This is a genomic window from Bradyrhizobium sp. CCBAU 45321 (assembly GCF_028128975.1).
In the GTDB taxonomy this organism is placed as follows: Bacteria; Pseudomonadota; Alphaproteobacteria; order Rhizobiales; family Xanthobacteraceae; genus Bradyrhizobium; species Bradyrhizobium yuanmingense.
In genome coordinates, this window is record NZ_LFKZ01000125.1 from 319,385 (window position 1) to 335,762 (window position 16,378).

General features: G+C 65.6%; 14 protein-coding genes and 1 pseudogene. 6 read left to right on the top strand and 9 right to left on the bottom strand.

Translation table 11 applies throughout. The features are described from left to right. Window positions 1–118 precede the first annotated feature (118 nt). The 3 genes and pseudogenes from ACM43_RS23225 to ACM43_RS23235 form a co-directional block, all read right to left on the bottom strand. Window positions 119–882, bottom strand: a pseudogene (locus ACM43_RS23225) (SUMF1/EgtB/PvdO family nonheme iron enzyme). A gap of 158 nt (window positions 883–1,040) precedes the next feature. Continuing rightward, window positions 1,041–2,138 carry a copper-containing nitrite reductase gene (gene nirK / locus ACM43_RS23230; RefSeq protein ID WP_271543033.1) on the bottom strand — a complete coding sequence of 366 codons (1,098 nt, stop codon included), beginning with the start codon at window positions 2,136–2,138 and terminating at the stop codon, window positions 1,041–1,043. A 303-nt stretch (window positions 2,139–2,441) separates the two neighbouring features. Continuing rightward, the gene (locus ACM43_RS23235; RefSeq protein ID WP_271543035.1) at window positions 2,442–2,642 is read right to left on the bottom strand and encodes a hypothetical protein; all 201 of its coding nucleotides are present in this window, start codon (window positions 2,640–2,642) and stop codon (window positions 2,442–2,444) included. A 164-nt stretch (window positions 2,643–2,806) separates the two neighbouring features. Here ACM43_RS23235 and hemN point away from each other — a divergent pair, with 164 nt between their 5' ends. Next, window positions 2,807–4,159 (top strand): oxygen-independent coproporphyrinogen III oxidase, encoded by a 1,353-nt coding sequence (gene hemN, locus ACM43_RS23240; RefSeq protein ID WP_271543037.1) that lies wholly within the window; start codon window positions 2,807–2,809, stop codon window positions 4,157–4,159. 179 nt (window positions 4,160–4,338) lie between these two features. Next, the gene (locus tag ACM43_RS23245) at window positions 4,339–4,536 is read left to right on the top strand and encodes a DUF1858 domain-containing protein (RefSeq protein ID WP_271543039.1); all 198 of its coding nucleotides are present in this window, start codon (window positions 4,339–4,341) and stop codon (window positions 4,534–4,536) included. 109 nt (window positions 4,537–4,645) lie between these two features. Here the strand turns inward: ACM43_RS23245 and ACM43_RS23250 are convergent, their stop codons facing one another. Next, window positions 4,646–5,356, bottom strand: a complete 711-nt coding sequence (locus ACM43_RS23250; RefSeq protein WP_271543041.1) for a Crp/Fnr family transcriptional regulator — start codon at window positions 5,354–5,356, stop codon at window positions 4,646–4,648. Window positions 5,357–5,496: 140 nt separating this feature from the next. Between ACM43_RS23250 and ACM43_RS23255 the strand changes: the two genes are divergently transcribed. Then, the gene (locus ACM43_RS23255; protein WP_271543043.1) at window positions 5,497–6,708 is read left to right on the top strand and encodes an NnrS family protein; all 1,212 of its coding nucleotides are present in this window, start codon (window positions 5,497–5,499) and stop codon (window positions 6,706–6,708) included. A gap of 2 nt (window positions 6,709–6,710) precedes the next feature. On the opposite strand, the gene ACM43_RS23260 is transcribed toward ACM43_RS23255, so the two are convergent. After that, a complete protein-coding gene (locus tag ACM43_RS23260; protein ID WP_271543045.1) occupies window positions 6,711–7,739 on the bottom strand; it encodes an AraC family transcriptional regulator in 1,029 nt (342 codons plus the stop codon). 201 nt (window positions 7,740–7,940) lie between these two features. Here ACM43_RS23260 and ACM43_RS23265 point away from each other — a divergent pair, with 201 nt between their 5' ends. Together ACM43_RS23265 and ACM43_RS23270 are read left to right on the top strand one after the other, a co-directional pair. Next, on the top strand, window positions 7,941–8,549 hold the full coding sequence (locus tag ACM43_RS23265; RefSeq protein WP_157286873.1) for a response regulator transcription factor: 609 nt from the start codon (window positions 7,941–7,943) through the stop codon (window positions 8,547–8,549). Window positions 8,550–8,728: 179 nt separating this feature from the next. After that, window positions 8,729–10,405, top strand: coding sequence for a mucoidy inhibitor MuiA family protein (locus tag ACM43_RS23270; RefSeq protein ID WP_271543048.1), 1,677 nt, complete (start codon window positions 8,729–8,731; stop codon window positions 10,403–10,405). 172 nt (window positions 10,406–10,577) lie between these two features. Here the strand turns inward: ACM43_RS23270 and ACM43_RS23275 are convergent, their stop codons facing one another. The 4 genes from ACM43_RS23275 to ACM43_RS23290 are packed head-to-tail and all read right to left on the bottom strand — an operon-like array spanning window position 10,578 to window position 13,631. After that, window positions 10,578–11,390 (bottom strand): heme ABC transporter ATP-binding protein, encoded by an 813-nt coding sequence (locus ACM43_RS23275; RefSeq protein WP_157286871.1) that lies wholly within the window; start codon window positions 11,388–11,390, stop codon window positions 10,578–10,580. Next, window positions 11,387–12,472, bottom strand: a complete 1,086-nt coding sequence (locus ACM43_RS23280; RefSeq protein ID WP_271543050.1) for a FecCD family ABC transporter permease — start codon at window positions 12,470–12,472, stop codon at window positions 11,387–11,389. Before ACM43_RS23280 ends, ACM43_RS23275 begins: the two co-directional genes overlap by 4 nt. Beyond that, complete coding sequence (locus ACM43_RS23285) at window positions 12,469–13,419, bottom strand: heme/hemin ABC transporter substrate-binding protein (RefSeq protein ID WP_271543052.1); 951 nt, start codon at window positions 13,417–13,419, stop codon at window positions 12,469–12,471. Before ACM43_RS23285 ends, ACM43_RS23280 begins: the two co-directional genes overlap by 4 nt. Window positions 13,420–13,424: 5 nt before the next feature. After that, a complete protein-coding gene (locus ACM43_RS23290; protein ID WP_271543054.1) occupies window positions 13,425–13,631 on the bottom strand; it encodes a hemin uptake protein HemP in 207 nt (68 codons plus the stop codon). Between the two features lie 262 nt (window positions 13,632–13,893). Between ACM43_RS23290 and ACM43_RS23295 the strand changes: the two genes are divergently transcribed. Next, window positions 13,894–16,287 (top strand): TonB-dependent hemoglobin/transferrin/lactoferrin family receptor, encoded by a 2,394-nt coding sequence (locus tag ACM43_RS23295; protein WP_271543056.1) that lies wholly within the window; start codon window positions 13,894–13,896, stop codon window positions 16,285–16,287. Window positions 16,288–16,378: the final 91 nt, after the last annotated feature.

Genomic DNA, 16,378 nt, shown 5'->3' on the forward strand with positions numbered 1-16,378 from the left:
GGCGGTGAGACAACGTTAGCGACGCGATGTCGCGAGGGCATGAGCTTAGAGCAATTCCAAAGTATCTTTTAGACTCATTCTAATACTGAAGCGACGGTCATGGGAAATGATTGGCGCCCTACGATCCTGCCGGCCACGCTTTGCTCAAGCGCTGCGAGACGCTGGCCAGCCACGACGTCTCCTCGCGCACCAGGCGGAAGCCGAGATTGGCGGGCGGCACGCCTTGGGCGCAGCCGCCGGCACGGGCGTCGCGGATGAAGTCGGTGACATAGGCGCGGTGCGCGCCCTCGGCGACCCTTACACCGCAATTCACGGTCGCGCGGCCGGGATTGCCGGAATCATCGACTCGCGAGCGCACGAAGCACGTCGCGGTCCACTCCCAGACATTGCCGGCGAGGTCTTCGACGCCATGCTCGTTCGGGCCGAACTTGCCGAAGCGATGAGCCGTGGTGTCGGAGAGGTCGCGGTCGGATTCGCGCTCGTAGCGGCTGATCCAGCGCTTCGAAGGGTCGCTTGCATCAACCGGTACCCCGTCATCCCGGAATCTGGAGCCGGCGGCAAAGGCCCATTCCTCGTCGCTCGGGAGGTCTTGCGCGACAGCCAGCCTGCATAGGCCTCGGCGTCGTGCCAGCTCACCTGCACTGCGGGACGATCGGGTGCGATTGCGACGTCGCGATCGAGTGCGCGGCAGGCGCCATCCTGCACGCAATGCTGATAGTCGGATGAAGCGACCTGATTCCGCATGATGCGCAGCGGCCGGTTCATCCGGATGGTGCGCATTCGGCGCTTCCGCCTGCTGTCCGCCGCGGGTGAAATCGCCGGCCTCGCGATAGGCGAAGCTGCCCGGGGCGACCTCGACCAAGGCCGGCTCGCCGACGGCATGGCGCATCGTCAGCTCCGAGACCAGAGGCGCAACGCCCAGCGGCCCCGCAAGCCCTGCCGCGCAGGCAAGTGCCAGCTTGAGCTTGAATGCGATCAGCACAATCATTCCTCCGCAGAAGGAAAAAAGGGGCCGGCGATGACCGGCCCCTTCATCGCGTCTAGTTGGTGCTGGCAGGAGGTATTTCGGCAGGCGCCTTCACTTGCATCATCAGATCGTCGTTCCACTTGCCTTCGACCTTGAAGTGCGCGGTGGCGCCGAGACTGGCCGCCTCGATCAGGTTGTGCGTGACATAGGCGTAGATGCCGGGCTGCTGGAACTTGTACAGCGCAGCTCCCGCCGAGCCGCCGCGGATGAACCAGGTCTCGAGCCCGACCTCGGGCGCGTTGCCGAACTTGCCGGTCTCCCAGACATAGTCGCCGTGGCCACCGATCAGATGCGGACGGCTGTCGCGATTGGCCTGCGAGTGCACGATCAGCACGTTCTCGCCGACCTTCGCGGTGAGCGCGTTCTTGCCGGTGAGCGCGCCAACCTTGCCGTTGAACACGACATGGGTCGGGGTCAGCTTCTTCATCACCTCTTCGGTCTCGGTGAAGGCTTCGCCCGGCGATTCGTAGGACTTGAAATTGCCCTTCTCGTCGCGCGGCACGTACATGTCCTGCTCGCCGATATAGTAGACCTTGTCGTATTTCAGCGCGCGGCCCTTGCCGTCGTTCAGCCCCTCGCGCGGCAGCACCATCACGGCACCGTTCATGCCCGAGACGACGTGCCAGGGGGTCATCGGGCCGCCCGGTGCGCAGTGATACACGAACACGCCGGTCTTGGTCGCCTTCCAGCGCAGCACGACCTGCTCGCCGGGATTGATGAGCGTGAGCTCGCCGCCGCCGAGCGCGCCGGTCGCGGAATGGAAGTCGATGTTGTGCGGCATGGTGTTGGTCGCGGGATTGACCAGCGTCAGCTCGACATAGTCACCCTCGTGCACGACCATGAGCGGGCCCGGCATCGAGCCGTTGAACGTCATCGCCTGGAAGGTGGTACCCTTGTCGTCGACGACGACTTTCTTCTCCTCGACCGTCATCCTGAACTCGACGATCTTGGGGCCTTGTGTCGTGGCCTGCTCGTGCGCGTGCACGAAGGGCGGAGCGACCAGCTCCACCTTCTGACGCGGCAGCTTGAGGTCGCCGGTGGCGAAAGCCGGGGTAGCCAACATCAGGGCGGTCGCGGCGGCGCTGATCAATGCGGCTCTGCGGGTGAACATCGGAAGCATCCTTCATCTGAAATGGTTTTGATGACGGAGTGCAGTGTGCGCCTGTTACGGAAAGCGTGTTTGTGCTGCGACAAGCTTCCGCGGGATTCACCTCCGCAACAGGATCTAGGTTTCTCGAAAGAGCGGGATCGGCGATGGCAACTCACCGCGTTCGCAGGGCGTGATGCTGATCGAGGCCGAGCGTCAACTCAGCGGCAACTTGTTTGCATGTTCAAGTTGGAGGACGATCTCGATCGCCCCGCTCATGCGCGTGGATGAGATCGCAAGGCAAGCCCTTGACGAAAGTGCGGCCGGTCAGAGCAGGTTCAAGGTAAGCCAGACCAATCCCCAGACCGCCAGCGACAGCGCGGTGAAGACGGCGATCGCGGCGGCCAGGGCGCGCACCACGCCGACGGGGGCCGGCGCGGCCGGGACCGGCCGGAAGTCGTCGAAACGCGGGATATGGCCGCGGACGTCGAGCAGGGAGAGAATGAGTTCGAGTGCGAAAAGCCTCATGGCAAACGCTCCGGATGGCCGCCATTTTTCTCACAATGGCCGGGAACCGGCGCCTCCGCTTTGCGCGAGCGCAAAGTCGGGTCCGCCGATCCTGGTTATTTGAGTTCATTCCGTGATTTGCCGCGATGTCTCGCGCGCGGCGGGGATTTACGAATGGGTAACTTATGAGAGCTGATCTTGCGGCGATCTACGGCGAGGAACGCCTGCCTCGCTACACCAGCTATCCGACCGCACCGCATTTCACGCCCGCGATCGGTCCGGACGCCTATGCCCGCTGGCTGGCGGAGCTGCCGGTGGCCGCCAGCGCCTCGCTCTATCTGCACGTGCCGTTCTGCCGCGAGATGTGCTGGTACTGCGGCTGCCATACCCAGATCGTCCGCCGTGACGAGCTCATCGCCGGCTACCAGCGGACGCTGCGCAGCGAGATCGCGCTGACCGCCGAAGCCATCGGCCACCGCATCAAGGTCGAGCACATCCATTTCGGCGGCGGGACGCCGACGATCATGGCGCCGGACGCCTTTGCCGAATTGATGGCGACGATGCGCCAGGAATTCTTCGTGCTGCCTTCGGCCGAAATCGCGGTCGAGATCGATCCCCGCACATTGACCGCGGACATGGTGGAGGCGATGCGGCTCTCCGGCGTCAACCGCGCGAGCCTCGGCGTGCAGAGCTTCGATCCCGTGGTGCAGCGGGCGATCAACCGCGTGCAAAGCTTCGCGCAGACGGCGTCCGTGGTCGACATGCTCCGCGGCGCCGCGATCGAGGGCATCAACTTCGACCTGATCTACGGGTTGCCGCACCAGACAATGGCTTCGTGCCTGGAGACGGTGCGGCGCAGCCTCGCGCTCGCGCCCAGCCGCTTCTCGGTGTTCGGCTATGCTCACGTGCCGGACTTCAAGAAGCACCAGCGCATGATCAACGAAGGCGTGTTGCCCGACGGCCTTGCGCGCCACGACCAAGCCTGCGCCATCGCCAATGCCTTGAAAGAGGCCGGCTACGTGCAGATCGGGCTCGATCATTTCGCGCGGCCCGACGATGCCATGGCCGTGGCGTTCGAGCAGGGCACGCTGCGGCGCAACTTCCAGGGTTACACCACCGACCGGAGCGAAGTCCTGCTCGGCTTCGGCGCCAGCGCGATCGGACATCTGCCGCAGGGCTATGTCCAGAACGAGGTGCACATCGGCGCCTATGCGCAGAGCATCGCTGCCGGCCGCCTCGCCACCGCGAAGGGCTATGGCCTCACCGATGACGATCGGCTGCGTGCCGACATCATCGAACGCATCATGTGCGAGTTCGGTGCCGATCTCGGCGACATCTGCGCGCGCCACGGGGCGGAGGCCGACGTCATGCTGAAATCGGCATCGCGTCTCAAGCCGCTGATCTCCGACGGCGTCGTGAGATTGGACGGCGAGCGGCTCGCCGTCGCCGGAGATTCGCGCTTCCTGGTCCGCAGCGTCGCCGCCGCGTTCGATGCGCATCTGGATCCAGGCAAGCAGTTGCACAGTCGGGCGGTGTAGCTCCCTGTCATTCCGGGGCGCGCGAAGCGCGAGCCCGGAATCCATCCTTCCACGCAATCCGTTGCACAATGGATTCCGGGCTCGCGCCAAGCGGCGCGCCCCGGAATGACAAGGCAGCTTGCGCTCCAGCAAAGAAACTCGGTCCCGCGCCGCTATCGTCGATCGGAATGGAGCTGTCCATGCCCTTCCGATCCGAAGATCTGGTCGATGACATCATGCATTCGGCGCCGCACACGATCCGCGTGTTTCTCGCCTTCAGGATGGCTTGCGTCGGCTGTCCGATCGCAACCTTCCACACGGTCGATGACGCCTGCCGCGAGCATGGCATCGACCGCGAGAAGTTCCTCGCCGCATTGAGCGAGTGCGTGCCGGCGTGAAACGGTCAGGAAGCGCGCAGGTGTGCGCGGATTCCCGGATGAGGGCGCGCTTGCGTCGTAAGCGCAAGCGCCCCTCACCCTACTATCTTGAGGAGGGATGCTTCGGCTTTCATGCCGCGCCGCTGTCGGCGCTCCGCTCCGCCAGAACCACGATCTTGTGCGGCTCGCGCAGAACGATGCGCTGGCGGCCACTCTCGACGAGGCCCTGGCTCTCCCAGCCACTCAGGATGCGGCTGACGGTGTGCAGCGTGGTGCCCGTCATCTGCGCGATGTCCTGGCGGCTGATCGGGAAGTCGATTTCGATGCCGTGGTCGCGCTTCCTGCCGGACTGCTTGGCGAGGCGCAGCAGCGCGTGCGCGATGCGTTGCTCGACCTGCTGGGTCGACATTTCCAGGATGCGGGTGTGACTTTCCTGCAGCCGCGTGCCGACGGTCTGGAGCGTGTTGGCGGCGAGCGCCGGAAACCGCTCGACCAGCCGCGGCCAGGCCGAGGTTGGCCAGATCAGCACGACGCTGTCGTCGACGGCCATGGCCGTCGCCGGATACCGCGCGGCTCCGATCGCCATCGCGAGACCGAACGTCTCGCCGGGCGCGACATAGCGCACCACGATCTGCTCGCCGGCCGGCGTGGTCTTGGCCGCGCGGACATGGCCGTGCAGCAGCAGGAAGAAGGACTGCGCGTCCGCGCCCTGCTCGAAGATTGCACTGTTCTTGGGATAGCGCGCCGAGCGGGCCTCACGCAGGATCTCGTCGAGAGCTTCCGGCGTCATCCCCGCAAACAGCGGCAGATGCGCAACCAGCGATGTGTCGACCTTGGCCATTCTGCCTCCCTGGCATCGGGGAGTGTGATGGCACCTGCAATCGCCAGGTAGTTTGCGTTAGCGCAAAACGAGGCGGCCCGGCGGCAGTATTTTTCCAAATAACGATCTGAGTAACGGTCTGAATTGATTGGAGTTGACCCATGGCTGGCGCCCGATCCCGCAACTTTGCGGGCTGGCCGCTGTTTGCGAACAGCTTTCGCCCCTTTTTCCTGCTCGCCGCAATCCAGGCGGCGCTGTCGATCCTGGTCTGGCTGCCGATGTTCTACGGCGAATTGTCGGTGAGCTCCGCGTTCGCGCCGCGCGACTGGCACATCCATGAGATGCTCTATGGCTTCCTGCCGGCGGTCATCACCGGCTTCCTCTTCACCGCCATCCCGAACTGGACGGGGCGCCTGCCGATCCAGAGCGCGCCGCTCGCGGGCCTGGTGACGGTCTGGCTTGCCGGACGCGTCGCGGTGACGCTGTCGGCGAATACCGGTTGGGCGTTTGCACTGGTCGTCGATGCCGCATTCCTGGCATTGGTCGTTGCCGCCGCGACGCGCGAGATCATCGCAGGCGGCAATTGGCGCAACCTGCCCGTGGTGGGGCTGGTGCTGGTTCTGCTCGCCGGCAACATCGCCTTCCATGTCGAGACGTATTACGCAGGCGCGGCCGACGTCAGCATCCGCATCGGCATCGGCGTGGTCATTCTGCTGATCAGCTTGATCGGCGGCCGCATCATTCCGAGCTTCACCCGCAACTGGCTGGTCAAGTTCAATCCCGGCCGTCTTCCGGTGCCGTTCGGACGATTTGACGGCGCGGTGATCGGCTTGAGCGCGCTGGCGCTGATCGCATGGATCACGGCACCGCTGAACATGATCACCGGCGTCGCGATGGCAGCAGTGGGCGTGCTGCATCTGGTTCGGCTTGCACGCTGGGCCGGCGACCGCACCACGCGGGAGCGGCTGCTGCTGATCCTTCATGTCGGTTATGTCTTCGTGCCGCTCGGCTTCATCCTGAATGCCGTCGCCGCCTTCGGCGAGCTGCCGCTGAGCGCCGGCATCCATGCCTGGATGGCAGGTGCGGCGGGAACGATGACGCTCGCGGTGATGACCCGCGCCAGCCTCGGCCATACCGGACAGGCGCTGACGGCTTCGCCGGCGATCCAGGGAATCTATGCTGCAATCATCATTGCGGCTCTGGCCCGGGTCGGTGCCGTCGTGTTGCCCGCGTATGGCGACGTGCTGCTGCACATCGCCGCCTGCGGCTGGATTCTCGCCTTCCTGGGATTTGCCCTCGCGTTTGGTCCGCTGCTCGCCGGCAGCGGGCGGCGGGCGCTCGCCACGATGGGCGTGCCCGCTCCGGCACGCTGAGGTCAGGCGGCACTCGCCGAGGGTGGCGCCGAGGAAGGCCGCACGCCCTTGCGCCACTCGGTGATGGTGCAGCCGAAGCGGCCGCGAAACCAGCGCGCCATTGCGCTCTGTGCGGAGAAGCCGAGCTGCACCGCGATGTCGGCCAGCGGCCGGGCGGGATCCTCGATCAGCTGGATCACGAGATCGGCGCGTTGCGCGTCCAGGATGGCCGAGAAGCTGGTGCCCGATGCGGCGAGGCGGCGGTGGATGGTGCGGCGGGTACAGGCCAGATGCTCGGCGACGCGCTCGACCGTGCAATCGCCGCTGGCGAGAAGGCTGCGCACCACCTCGTCGACCTTCGCCTCCCAGCTTGCCGGCCTGCTCTCGATCGCCTCGATCCGCTTGCGCAGGTAGTTCGCGATCAAGGGATGCGCGCTCGGGATCCGGCGCTCCATGTCGTGCGCCGACAGCAGGATCGCATCGTCATCAGCATTGAAAGTCACCCGGCAGCCGAAGAAGTCGCGGTAGCGCTTGCGGTCGAGCGGCGGCGGGTAGTGCAGATGCACCTCGAGCGGCCGCCAATCGCCGCCGAACAGCGACTGGATGATGCGGTGGACGCTGCCGAGGGCCATGTCGATCGACTGCCGCGGCGCGCGCGGCCGCCGGCCGCGCAAATGCAGCGTGATGGTCACGGTCCGCTCGTCACGCCTGACCTCGAGCCGCATGCCGTCGTGATGGATATGGATGAAGCGCGAAAACGCCTCGATCGCTTCGCCGACGGTCGCCTGTTCGCGCACGATCAGGCCGACCGCGCCGAAATTGGTGAGGCCGCCGCGCTCGGCGAGACGCAGGCCGAAATCCTCTGCACCGGAGGCCTTTGCCGATAGTTCGAGCAGGCGGCGCATGCCGGTGACGGCGATAGGGATGTTCGGCTGGTCGAGGCAGGCCAGCGGCAGCCTGACCTTGCGCATCATCTGGCTGGGGTCGAGCCCGGCCGACCGGGCGACCTCGGGGTAACAGCTCAAGCCTGCGCTGCGAATGAGGTCGGTCATGCAAACCGTTCCTGTCAGCCATTCCCGCAGATGTCCCGAAATGTAAAGTTTCTGTCCCGATCCGTCAAATCCAGGAACCGGATGGAACATACATAAGGGGGAAACCGAAGCACTGGCGTGAATGCCGTGCGCATGACGGCGGGCGCGACGGGGCCCCGGCCGTCTCGGGCCATTTGACCAAGACATTGCTGGATCGGGACTATGCCGGGGAACATGCTTTCCAAGGGCGAGGTATTCGTCATCGACACCGACGCCGCCTCCCGCGAACAACTTTCCGCCGCGCTCGAACAGAGCGCCTATGACGTGATCTGCTTTGCCGATGGTGCCTCTCTGCTCTCGGAAGCCAAGGCGCGGATGCCAGCCTGTGTGCTGCTGGAGATGCCGCCGGATCGCTCCGCTCTCGAGGTGCTCAGGCAGCTGCGCGAGGAGAATTGCATGGCGCCGGTGCTCGTGACGTCGGCGAATGGCAGCATCGCCATGGCGGTCGACGCCATCAAGAGCGGCGCGACCGACTTCATCGAAAAGCCGTTCCGCACCCACGACATCGTCAACCGGATCGATGCCGCCATCGATCAATTCGCGCAACCCGGGGCGATCCGGCAACGCTGGCTGCCGGGCTGTGAGCCTCTGACCGCGCGCGAAGCCGACGTGCTCGAGCATCTTGCCGCCGGCCTTACCAACAAGGAGATCGCCCGGCGGATGCATCTGAGCGCGCGGACCGTCGAAGGTTACCGCGCCGGCGTTCTGAAGAAGGCCGGCGCCAAGAACGTGACCGATCTGCTCCGGCGCATTTTCGGCCAGGGCTCTTAGGCCCAGGCCTGAAGCCGCCCGGACCACCGAGCGTTCCACAGACATGGTGCCGCCGCGGCGGCGCCCCACGGAAGTCTCAATCGAACCGGTTCCTTCCCTGCCGCGTCCAACCACAATGGCGAGGCATCTCATCGCGCGCGTCCGGCTGGCGGCGCGGCGATACCGGCAGGAGGGACTTCATGCGCATCACCGCAAGATATTTGGCAACCACGGGGCTGGTCTTGGTGACCACGGCGCTCGCATCGCCGTCATGGGCGGCCAACGTGGACGCCAATTCGACGATCGACACGGTCACCGTCTATCCCGATGGCGCCACCGTCACCCGCGTCATTTCGCTGGATCTCGCCTCCGGCGACTCGACGCTGGTGGCCAAGGATTTTCCGCTCTCGCTCGACCCGTCTTCCCTCCGCGTCGAAGGGGAGGCGGGCGCCAAGCTCACCATCGGCACGATCGATGCACGCCCGCCGAAGGCCGCGCCGCCGGTCAACCTGCCCGACCTCGACAAGCGCATCGAAGCGCTGAGGGATCAACGGGCCGATCTGCAGGGCGCGATCGATTCCGCCAATGCCCGGCGCAAGTTTGCGCAGCGTTTTGCTGAAGCTTCGCCGGCCGGCCTCGGCGAGAAGGGCGAGGCACGTCCGATCGCCGAATGGCGCACGGCCTTTGCGGCTGTCGCCGAGGAGGTCGCGACTGCGGACACCGCCATTCGTGAAGCCACCCGAAAACAGCGCGAGCTTGACCGCCAGATCGCGGAATTGGAAGCCGAGCGCTCGGCCAAGCCGCCGAGCAAGCTGGAAGTGCGGATCGACGTCGCCTCGGCCGCCGCGACCAAGGCGACGCTGCGCGTGACCTATACCGTGCGCAACGCGCGCTGGGTGCCGCTCTACGACGCCCGGCTCGACACCGGCGCCAAGGACCGCAAGCCGCAGCTCGAGCTGGTTCGTCGCGCCGAGGTCACGCAGTCGACCGGCGAGGACTGGTCGAACGTGACGCTCGGCGTCTCCACGGTCCGCATCAGCCGCGGCGGCAGTGCCCCTGAGTTGAACTCGCTGGTAGCGCAGTATCCGCAAGTGCCGAAGCCGCCGGCGCTCGGCACGACTTCGGATCTGGCCCGCCCCGCGCCAACCGTCCGCCAGCGTTCGGCGCAGTACGAGCCCATGTCCAAGGTCGCAGAAACGACCGAGCGGACCGACGAGCAACAGGCCGTCGCCGAGATGGGCGACTTCCAGGCCACCTTCAAAATTCCGGGCCGTGTCAGCCTCGGCGCGGCCGAAGGCGCCAAGAGTCTCCGCATCGCTTCCGTCAATGTTCCCGCCGACCTCGCGGTGCGCGCCGCGCCGGTGCTGGATCCGACCGCGTTTCTCGAAGCCAGCTTCAAGCAGGCGGACGACGCCATTCTGCTGCCCGGCAAGGTCGCGATCTACCGCGGCGGCGTCTACGTCGGCCGCGGCAACATCACCGCGTCCGCCAAGGACGACATCGTGCGGCTCGGCTTCGGCGCCGACGACAAGGTGAAAATCGAGCGCGCCGTGCTCAAGCGCAACGAAGGTTCGGCCGGCTTGCTCCTGACGACGTCGAAGACCGACGAGCGCGCGTTCAAGACCACGATCCGCAACGGCCACGACTTCCCGATCAAGGTCTCCATCGAAGACCAGCTGCCGGTCAGCGAGAACGAGGACATCGTCGTCGAGATGCTGCCCTCGAGCACCCAGCCCACCGCAAGCAACATCCGCGACAAGCGCGGGGTGCTGCAATGGTCGTTCGACGCCAAGCCCGGCGAGGTCCGCGACATCAACTTCGCCTGGCGCGTCCGCTGGCCGAAGGACAGGAACATGGTGATCGTGCCGGCGGGCTGATTTCCTGCACAGGTGGCGCAGCTTCACCTCGCCCCGCTTGCGGGGAGAGGTCGGATTGCATCGAAGATGCAATCCGGGTGAGGGGGTACAGGTCTCTCGACCATCTCGCGTGTGGAGAGAGGCCCCTCACCCCAACCCTCTCCCCGTAAGAACGGGGCGAGGGAGCGCACCTTCACCGTGGCGGCAGTTCAGCTTGCCCCGCAGCCCGCATCGACTGCGGCAGCACATAAGGCACGCCGTCAACCTGATGCACGTCCGCGTCGATCTCGAAAATATCCCGGATCCTCTCCCGCGTGACGACATCGGCACGCGGACCGTCCGCGGCGAGCCTGCCGCCGGCCAGCACGACGAGCCGGTCGGCAAAGCGGATCGCGAGGTTGAGATCGTGCAGGATCGCGATCACGGCGGTGCCGGCTGCCGCGCGGCGGCGCGCCGCTTCGACGAGGTCGATCTGGTGGCGCAGATCGAGGCTCGATGTCGGCTCGTCCAGTAGCAAGAGCCCGGGGCCGTGCTTGGCCTCGCCGCAGGCGAGCTGCACCAGCACGCGGGCGAAATGGGCGCGCTGCTGCTCGCCGCCTGACAGCGTCGGCAATTGCCGTTCGCGGAAATGAGAAAGCCCGACCTCGTCCAGCGCGGCGTCGACGAGCGGGCCGGCCTCGCGCAAGCTGCGCTCGCCCGCGCCCATCAGCACGATCTCCTCGACGGTGAAGGGGAAGGTGACGTTGATGTGCTGAGACAGCATCGCGCGGCGCGCGGCGAGCTCGCGCGGCGCGAAGCTGCCGATGTCGCGCTGCTTGAGCCGTACCTCTCCGGCGCTCGGGCGGAGATCGCCGGAGAGCAGCCGCAGCAGCGTCGACTTGCCGGCGCCGTTCGGGCCGATGATGGCGATCATCTCGCCGGCCGCAACCGTTAGGCTGACGCCGTCAAGCAATGTCGCGCGGCCGGCGCGCTTGCCTAAGTGTCGTGCTTCGAGCACTGCGGTCATAGCGCGGCGAGCCCGCGCTGCCGCAGCAGGATGAAGAGAAAGACGGGTGCGCCGACGGCCGCCGTCAGGATGCCGATCGGCATCTCCGCGGGCGCCACGATGGTGCGCGCCAGCGTGTCGGCCCCGACCATCAGGATCGCGCCTGACAGCACCGAGGCCGGCAGCAGCAGGCGATGCGCCGGGCCGATCACGAGACGGAGCAGATGCGGCACGACGATGCCGACGAAGCCGATCACGCCGCTGATCGACACAGCGACGCCGGTCATGGCCGAGACCATCACGATCGAGATCCGCTTCAGGCGCTCGACGTCGACGCCGCCGTGAAAGGCGTCGGCCTCGCCGAGCACCAGCAGGTCGAGGCCGCGCGCGATGAAGACGCAGCCTGCGAGTCCGGCAATGAGCACCGGCGCGAGCACGGCGGCCTTGGTCCAGGTCGCGCCGCTCATCGAGCCCAGCATCCAGAACGTGATGTCGCGCAGCTGACGGTCGTCGGCGATGAATACCAGGAGGCCGATGCCCGCATTGGCGATCGCGGTGATGGCGACGCCGGCGAGCAGGAAGATCGCGATCGAGGTGCGCCCCGAGCGGCTGGAGATGCCGTAGAGGATTGCGGTGGTCGCCAGCGACCCCGCGAAGGCCGCCAGCGGCAACAGCTCGGTCTGGAGAAAGCGCAGCGCCTCGCCGAAGCGGGAATCGGTGAAGACGATCGCGCTCGCGGCTGCGAGCGCGCCGCCGCTGGAGACGCCGACCAGGGCGGGATCGGCGAGCGGGTTGCGAAACAGCCCCTGCATGATCGCGCCGGCCGCGGCAAGCAGGCCGCCGATCATCGCCGCCGCCGCGATCCGGGGAATGCGGATCGACCACAGCACGAGCTGGTCGCGGGCCGTCATGGCCGTGCTTTCGCCGGCCAAGCCCAGCGCGGATGGCAGCCGGGAGAGTGGGATGCCGGCGGCGCCGACCGTCAGAGCGGCGATCGCGGTGACCAGGAGCACCGCGAGCAGAAGGGGAATCGCGAACGATGCGGCCCGCCGTCCCGCGCTGTGTCGCGGGCTCCGTGCTTTGATCCCGACCGCTACGCTCATTGCCGGCAATTCGCCGTCGACAGCGCCGACGCGAACGCGCCGCCCTCGGCCAAGGCCGGGTAGAGCTTGACCGAGAGATCGCGCGCCGCCGCCGCGGTGCGCGGCCCGAAACCGAGCAGATAAAGCCCGTCCATGGCAATGAAACTTTTGTTGGCCGCGACCGGCGTCAGCGCAAAGCCGGGATGCGTGTAGACTGCATCGGCCTGCAGCGAATCCTTGCCGCGCTCGATCGACAGCACGACATCGGGCTTTGCGGCCACGATCGCCTCGTCGCTGATGACCTTGTAGCCGTCGTAATCCTCGACCGCGTTGGCAGCGCCCGCGAGCTGGATGATTTCATCCGCCGCGGTCTTGTGGCCCGCCACCATCGCCCGCCCGTTCTGGAGCGACATCACGAACATCACCCGCACCGGCTTCGTTACCTTGGCGCGCAGGGCACGGAGCTGTGCAAGATCGGCGCCGACCGCGGCGCTGAGACATTCGGCACGCGCATCAACGCCCATGGCATGGCCGACCAGCTTGATCTTCTCGATCAGGCCTTCCTCGGAAAAGGTCTCGGGCACCAGCACCAGCGGCACCTTCGCCGTCTCCAGGATGTCCATGGTCTCGCGCGGGCCCGAGCCCTGGATCGCCAGGATCAGCGTCGGGTTGAGACCGAGCACGCCTTCGGCCGAGATCTGGCGCACATAGCCGACATTCGGCTTGTCTTGCAGTGCCGCCGCCGGATAGAGGCTCGTTGTGTCGACGCCGACCAGCCGGCTTTCCAATCCCAGCGCATAGAGGATCTCGGTGATGGCGCCGCCGATCGACACCGTGCGGGCAAAATCGGTAACAGTGACGTCGCGATTGCGCGCGTCATGCACGGTGATGCCCGCGGCGTGCGCAGCAGACGCGAACGCGAGTCCGCCGGAGAGCAGGAGACGGGCGAGGGTGCGGCAACATGTCATTGCAGTTACTTCGTCAGGATCAGCTTGTTCTGCGAGGTCAGGCGGAGACGATAGCTGTCCTCGCCATGCGCAATGATGATCTCGCGCTCGGCGGCAAACAGCTCGCGGCTGTCGATGCGGCTGCCGCGCATGGTGAGAGTTCGCGTTGCTGCAGAAGGCCTTTGTGCCGGTCCTGCCGCGCTGCCGCTGCTGTCTCCTGATGTTGCTGACATTGTCGGTGTGATGCGCTTTCGAAAGCTGGGGTACCGCCCGTTTGTACAGGTGGCGCCAAGCGCATTCCAACCGTCGCAGTTTACAATCGATATAAACTGTAACCCGATGTCATTGACCGTCAGAGTGTTGCCACGTAACCATTTCCGACAGCGGGGAACTCGCCCGCCTCTTGAGACAATCAGCCAGCCAGTCGCTCGCGTTGCGAGCGCGCGCCAGCCAGACGACATCAAAAACTAAAGTGAAGTGCAGGCTGGGGCTGGTATGGCTGACGGGGCTAGGTATTCGCGCGCCCTGATTTTGGGCGCGTCGGTGGTTTCAATTGCGGCAATGACGGCGGAGGGCAGTCTCGCGCAGACCGCATCGCCGCAGAGTGAAAACGCGTCGTCGGAAAAGCCAAAGCAGACCAAGCGCAAGCAGGCGCCCCAAGTTGCGCAGCAGGCCGCGCCCGAGGTGATGAACGCCCGCGCGCAGGCGGGCGGCGCCTCGCCGGTTCAAGTGCTCGACACCATCACGGTTGCGGCGACCAAGACAGAAGAGCGAGCCGTCGACGCACTTGCGCCGGTCAGTGTCGTGACGTCCGAGCAGATCGAAGCCCGTCAGGCCAGCACCGTCGGCGATCTTATCTACAACGTTCCCGGCGTATGGGTTCAGCACCGCGGCGACGAGCCGTCGACCTCGATCAACATCCGCGGCCTTCAGGATTTCGGCCGTGTTGCCGTCGTGGTCGACGGCGCGCGGCAGAACTACCAGCGCACCGGTCATTTCGCCAATGGTTCGTTCTTCCTCAATCCGGAACTGATCAGCGGCATCGACATCGTGCGCGGCCCGACCGCGAACATCTACGGCTCCGGGGCGATCGGCGGCGTGGCCTCGTTCCGCACCAAGGACATCGAGGACGTTGTCCGCGTGGGAGAGCGCTGGGGCGTCGACGTGAAAACCATCCTCGGCAGCAATTATGGACGTGCGCTCGGCTCGGCCTTCGGCGGCGTGCACGTCAATCCGAATGTCGACGTGTTCGCAGGCGGCACCTATTCGACGCAGGAGAGCTACAAGGACGGTACCGGCTACGAAGTCGCAAACACCGGCAACCGTCTGAGCAGCGGCATCGCCAAGCTGACGGTGCGGCCGGCGGACGGTCACGAGGTCAAGCTCGGCGCCATCTTCCAGGAAGACATCTACAGCCTTGGCCAGCCGCCGCGACGCGCGGGCGATCCCAATTCGACCAATGCGAACGGTACGAACAATCTCAACGGCACGTCGATCTACGCCTCCAACGTGAAGAATTACACCACGACGCTCGGCTGGAAATACTCGCAGCCGGATGATCAATGGTTCGACTGGGATGCGAAGATCTACTGGAATCGCACCGAGAACGATCAGGTCAAGACGAGACATACCAGCACGACCCCGTCCGTTTATTGCGGCGGCGTGCCGGGCAATGCCGTTTCGGGGTGCATCGGGAGCAACCGCGGCTATCTGCTCGATACAATCGGTGTCGACGTGCACAATACGACGCGGTTCGACACTGGAAGCTGGCGTCACGCGGTGACATACGGCCTGGACGCCTTTCAGGACAAAGTATCTACGCAGGATAGGACGGGTACCGCCGAAGTGACGACGCCCGGCGGCCAGCGCACGGTGTCTGGCGGCTTCGTGCAGTGGCGGGCGAACTACACTTCGATGCTCGAGGTGATCGGTGCGCTCCGTTACGACAATTATCAGCTTTCCTCGGCGTCCTCGTCGTCGGGCGGCGATCGCCTCTCGCCGAAGATCACGGTTGCTCTCGTTCCGACCGCGGTCGTGACCCCCTATGCCAGCTACGCAGAAGGCTACCGGGCGCCCTCGATCACGGAGACGCTGGTGAGCGGGCCGCATGCCGGCGCGACGGTCAACGACTCGTTCTTCCGCTGTCCGTCGGGCACGCCGGGACCGGGCGCGGATTCGACCTTCTGCTTCGTGCCCAATCCAAACCTGCGCCCCGAGGTCGGCAAGAACAAGGAGATCGGCTTCAACATCAAGAAGAACGATCTGTTCACGGCAGGCGACACGCTGCGCGGCAAGATCAACGTGTTCCGCAACGACATCAGCGACTTCATCGACCAGGTCGCGTACGGAAACCCGCTCGTGGTCCCGACCGGGCCGCCACCGGCACCATCGATCACGGTGCTCCCGTTCCTACAGTATCAGAACGTGGCGTCCGCGCTCATTCAAGGCGTCGAGGCCGAGGCGATGTATGACGCGAACCTGTGGTTCTTCGGCCTCTCCGGGACCTATCAGACTGGAAAAAATCTCCAGACCGGATTCGGTCTCTACAGCATTCCGCCGCAGAAGATCACGACGACGGCCGGCGTGCGTCTGCTCGACCGTACCCTCATCCTTTCGATGATGTGGACGTCGGCACTCGCCAATTACGACATCCCCCGGACCTACACGCCGGCAACGTCGTACGACCTCGTCAATCTCTACGCGCAGTATCATCCGACGCCGGATCTCACGCTCAACTTCTCCGTCGAGAACCTCTTCAACCGCTACTATCGCCCGTACGCCATTCCGGTCGGCAGCACGGGCGACACGCAAAACGACGTGAAGTGGGCGAGCGCCGGTGCTGGGCTCGTGATCAAGGGTGGTCTCAAGTACCACTTTGGCGGCACCTGAGGGAGACACCGGAGGTTATGCCTTGCCGATCTCGAAAGCCACGCTGATGCGTCAGCGTGGCTTTCGACCCGTTCTGAAATATCCGATCGGC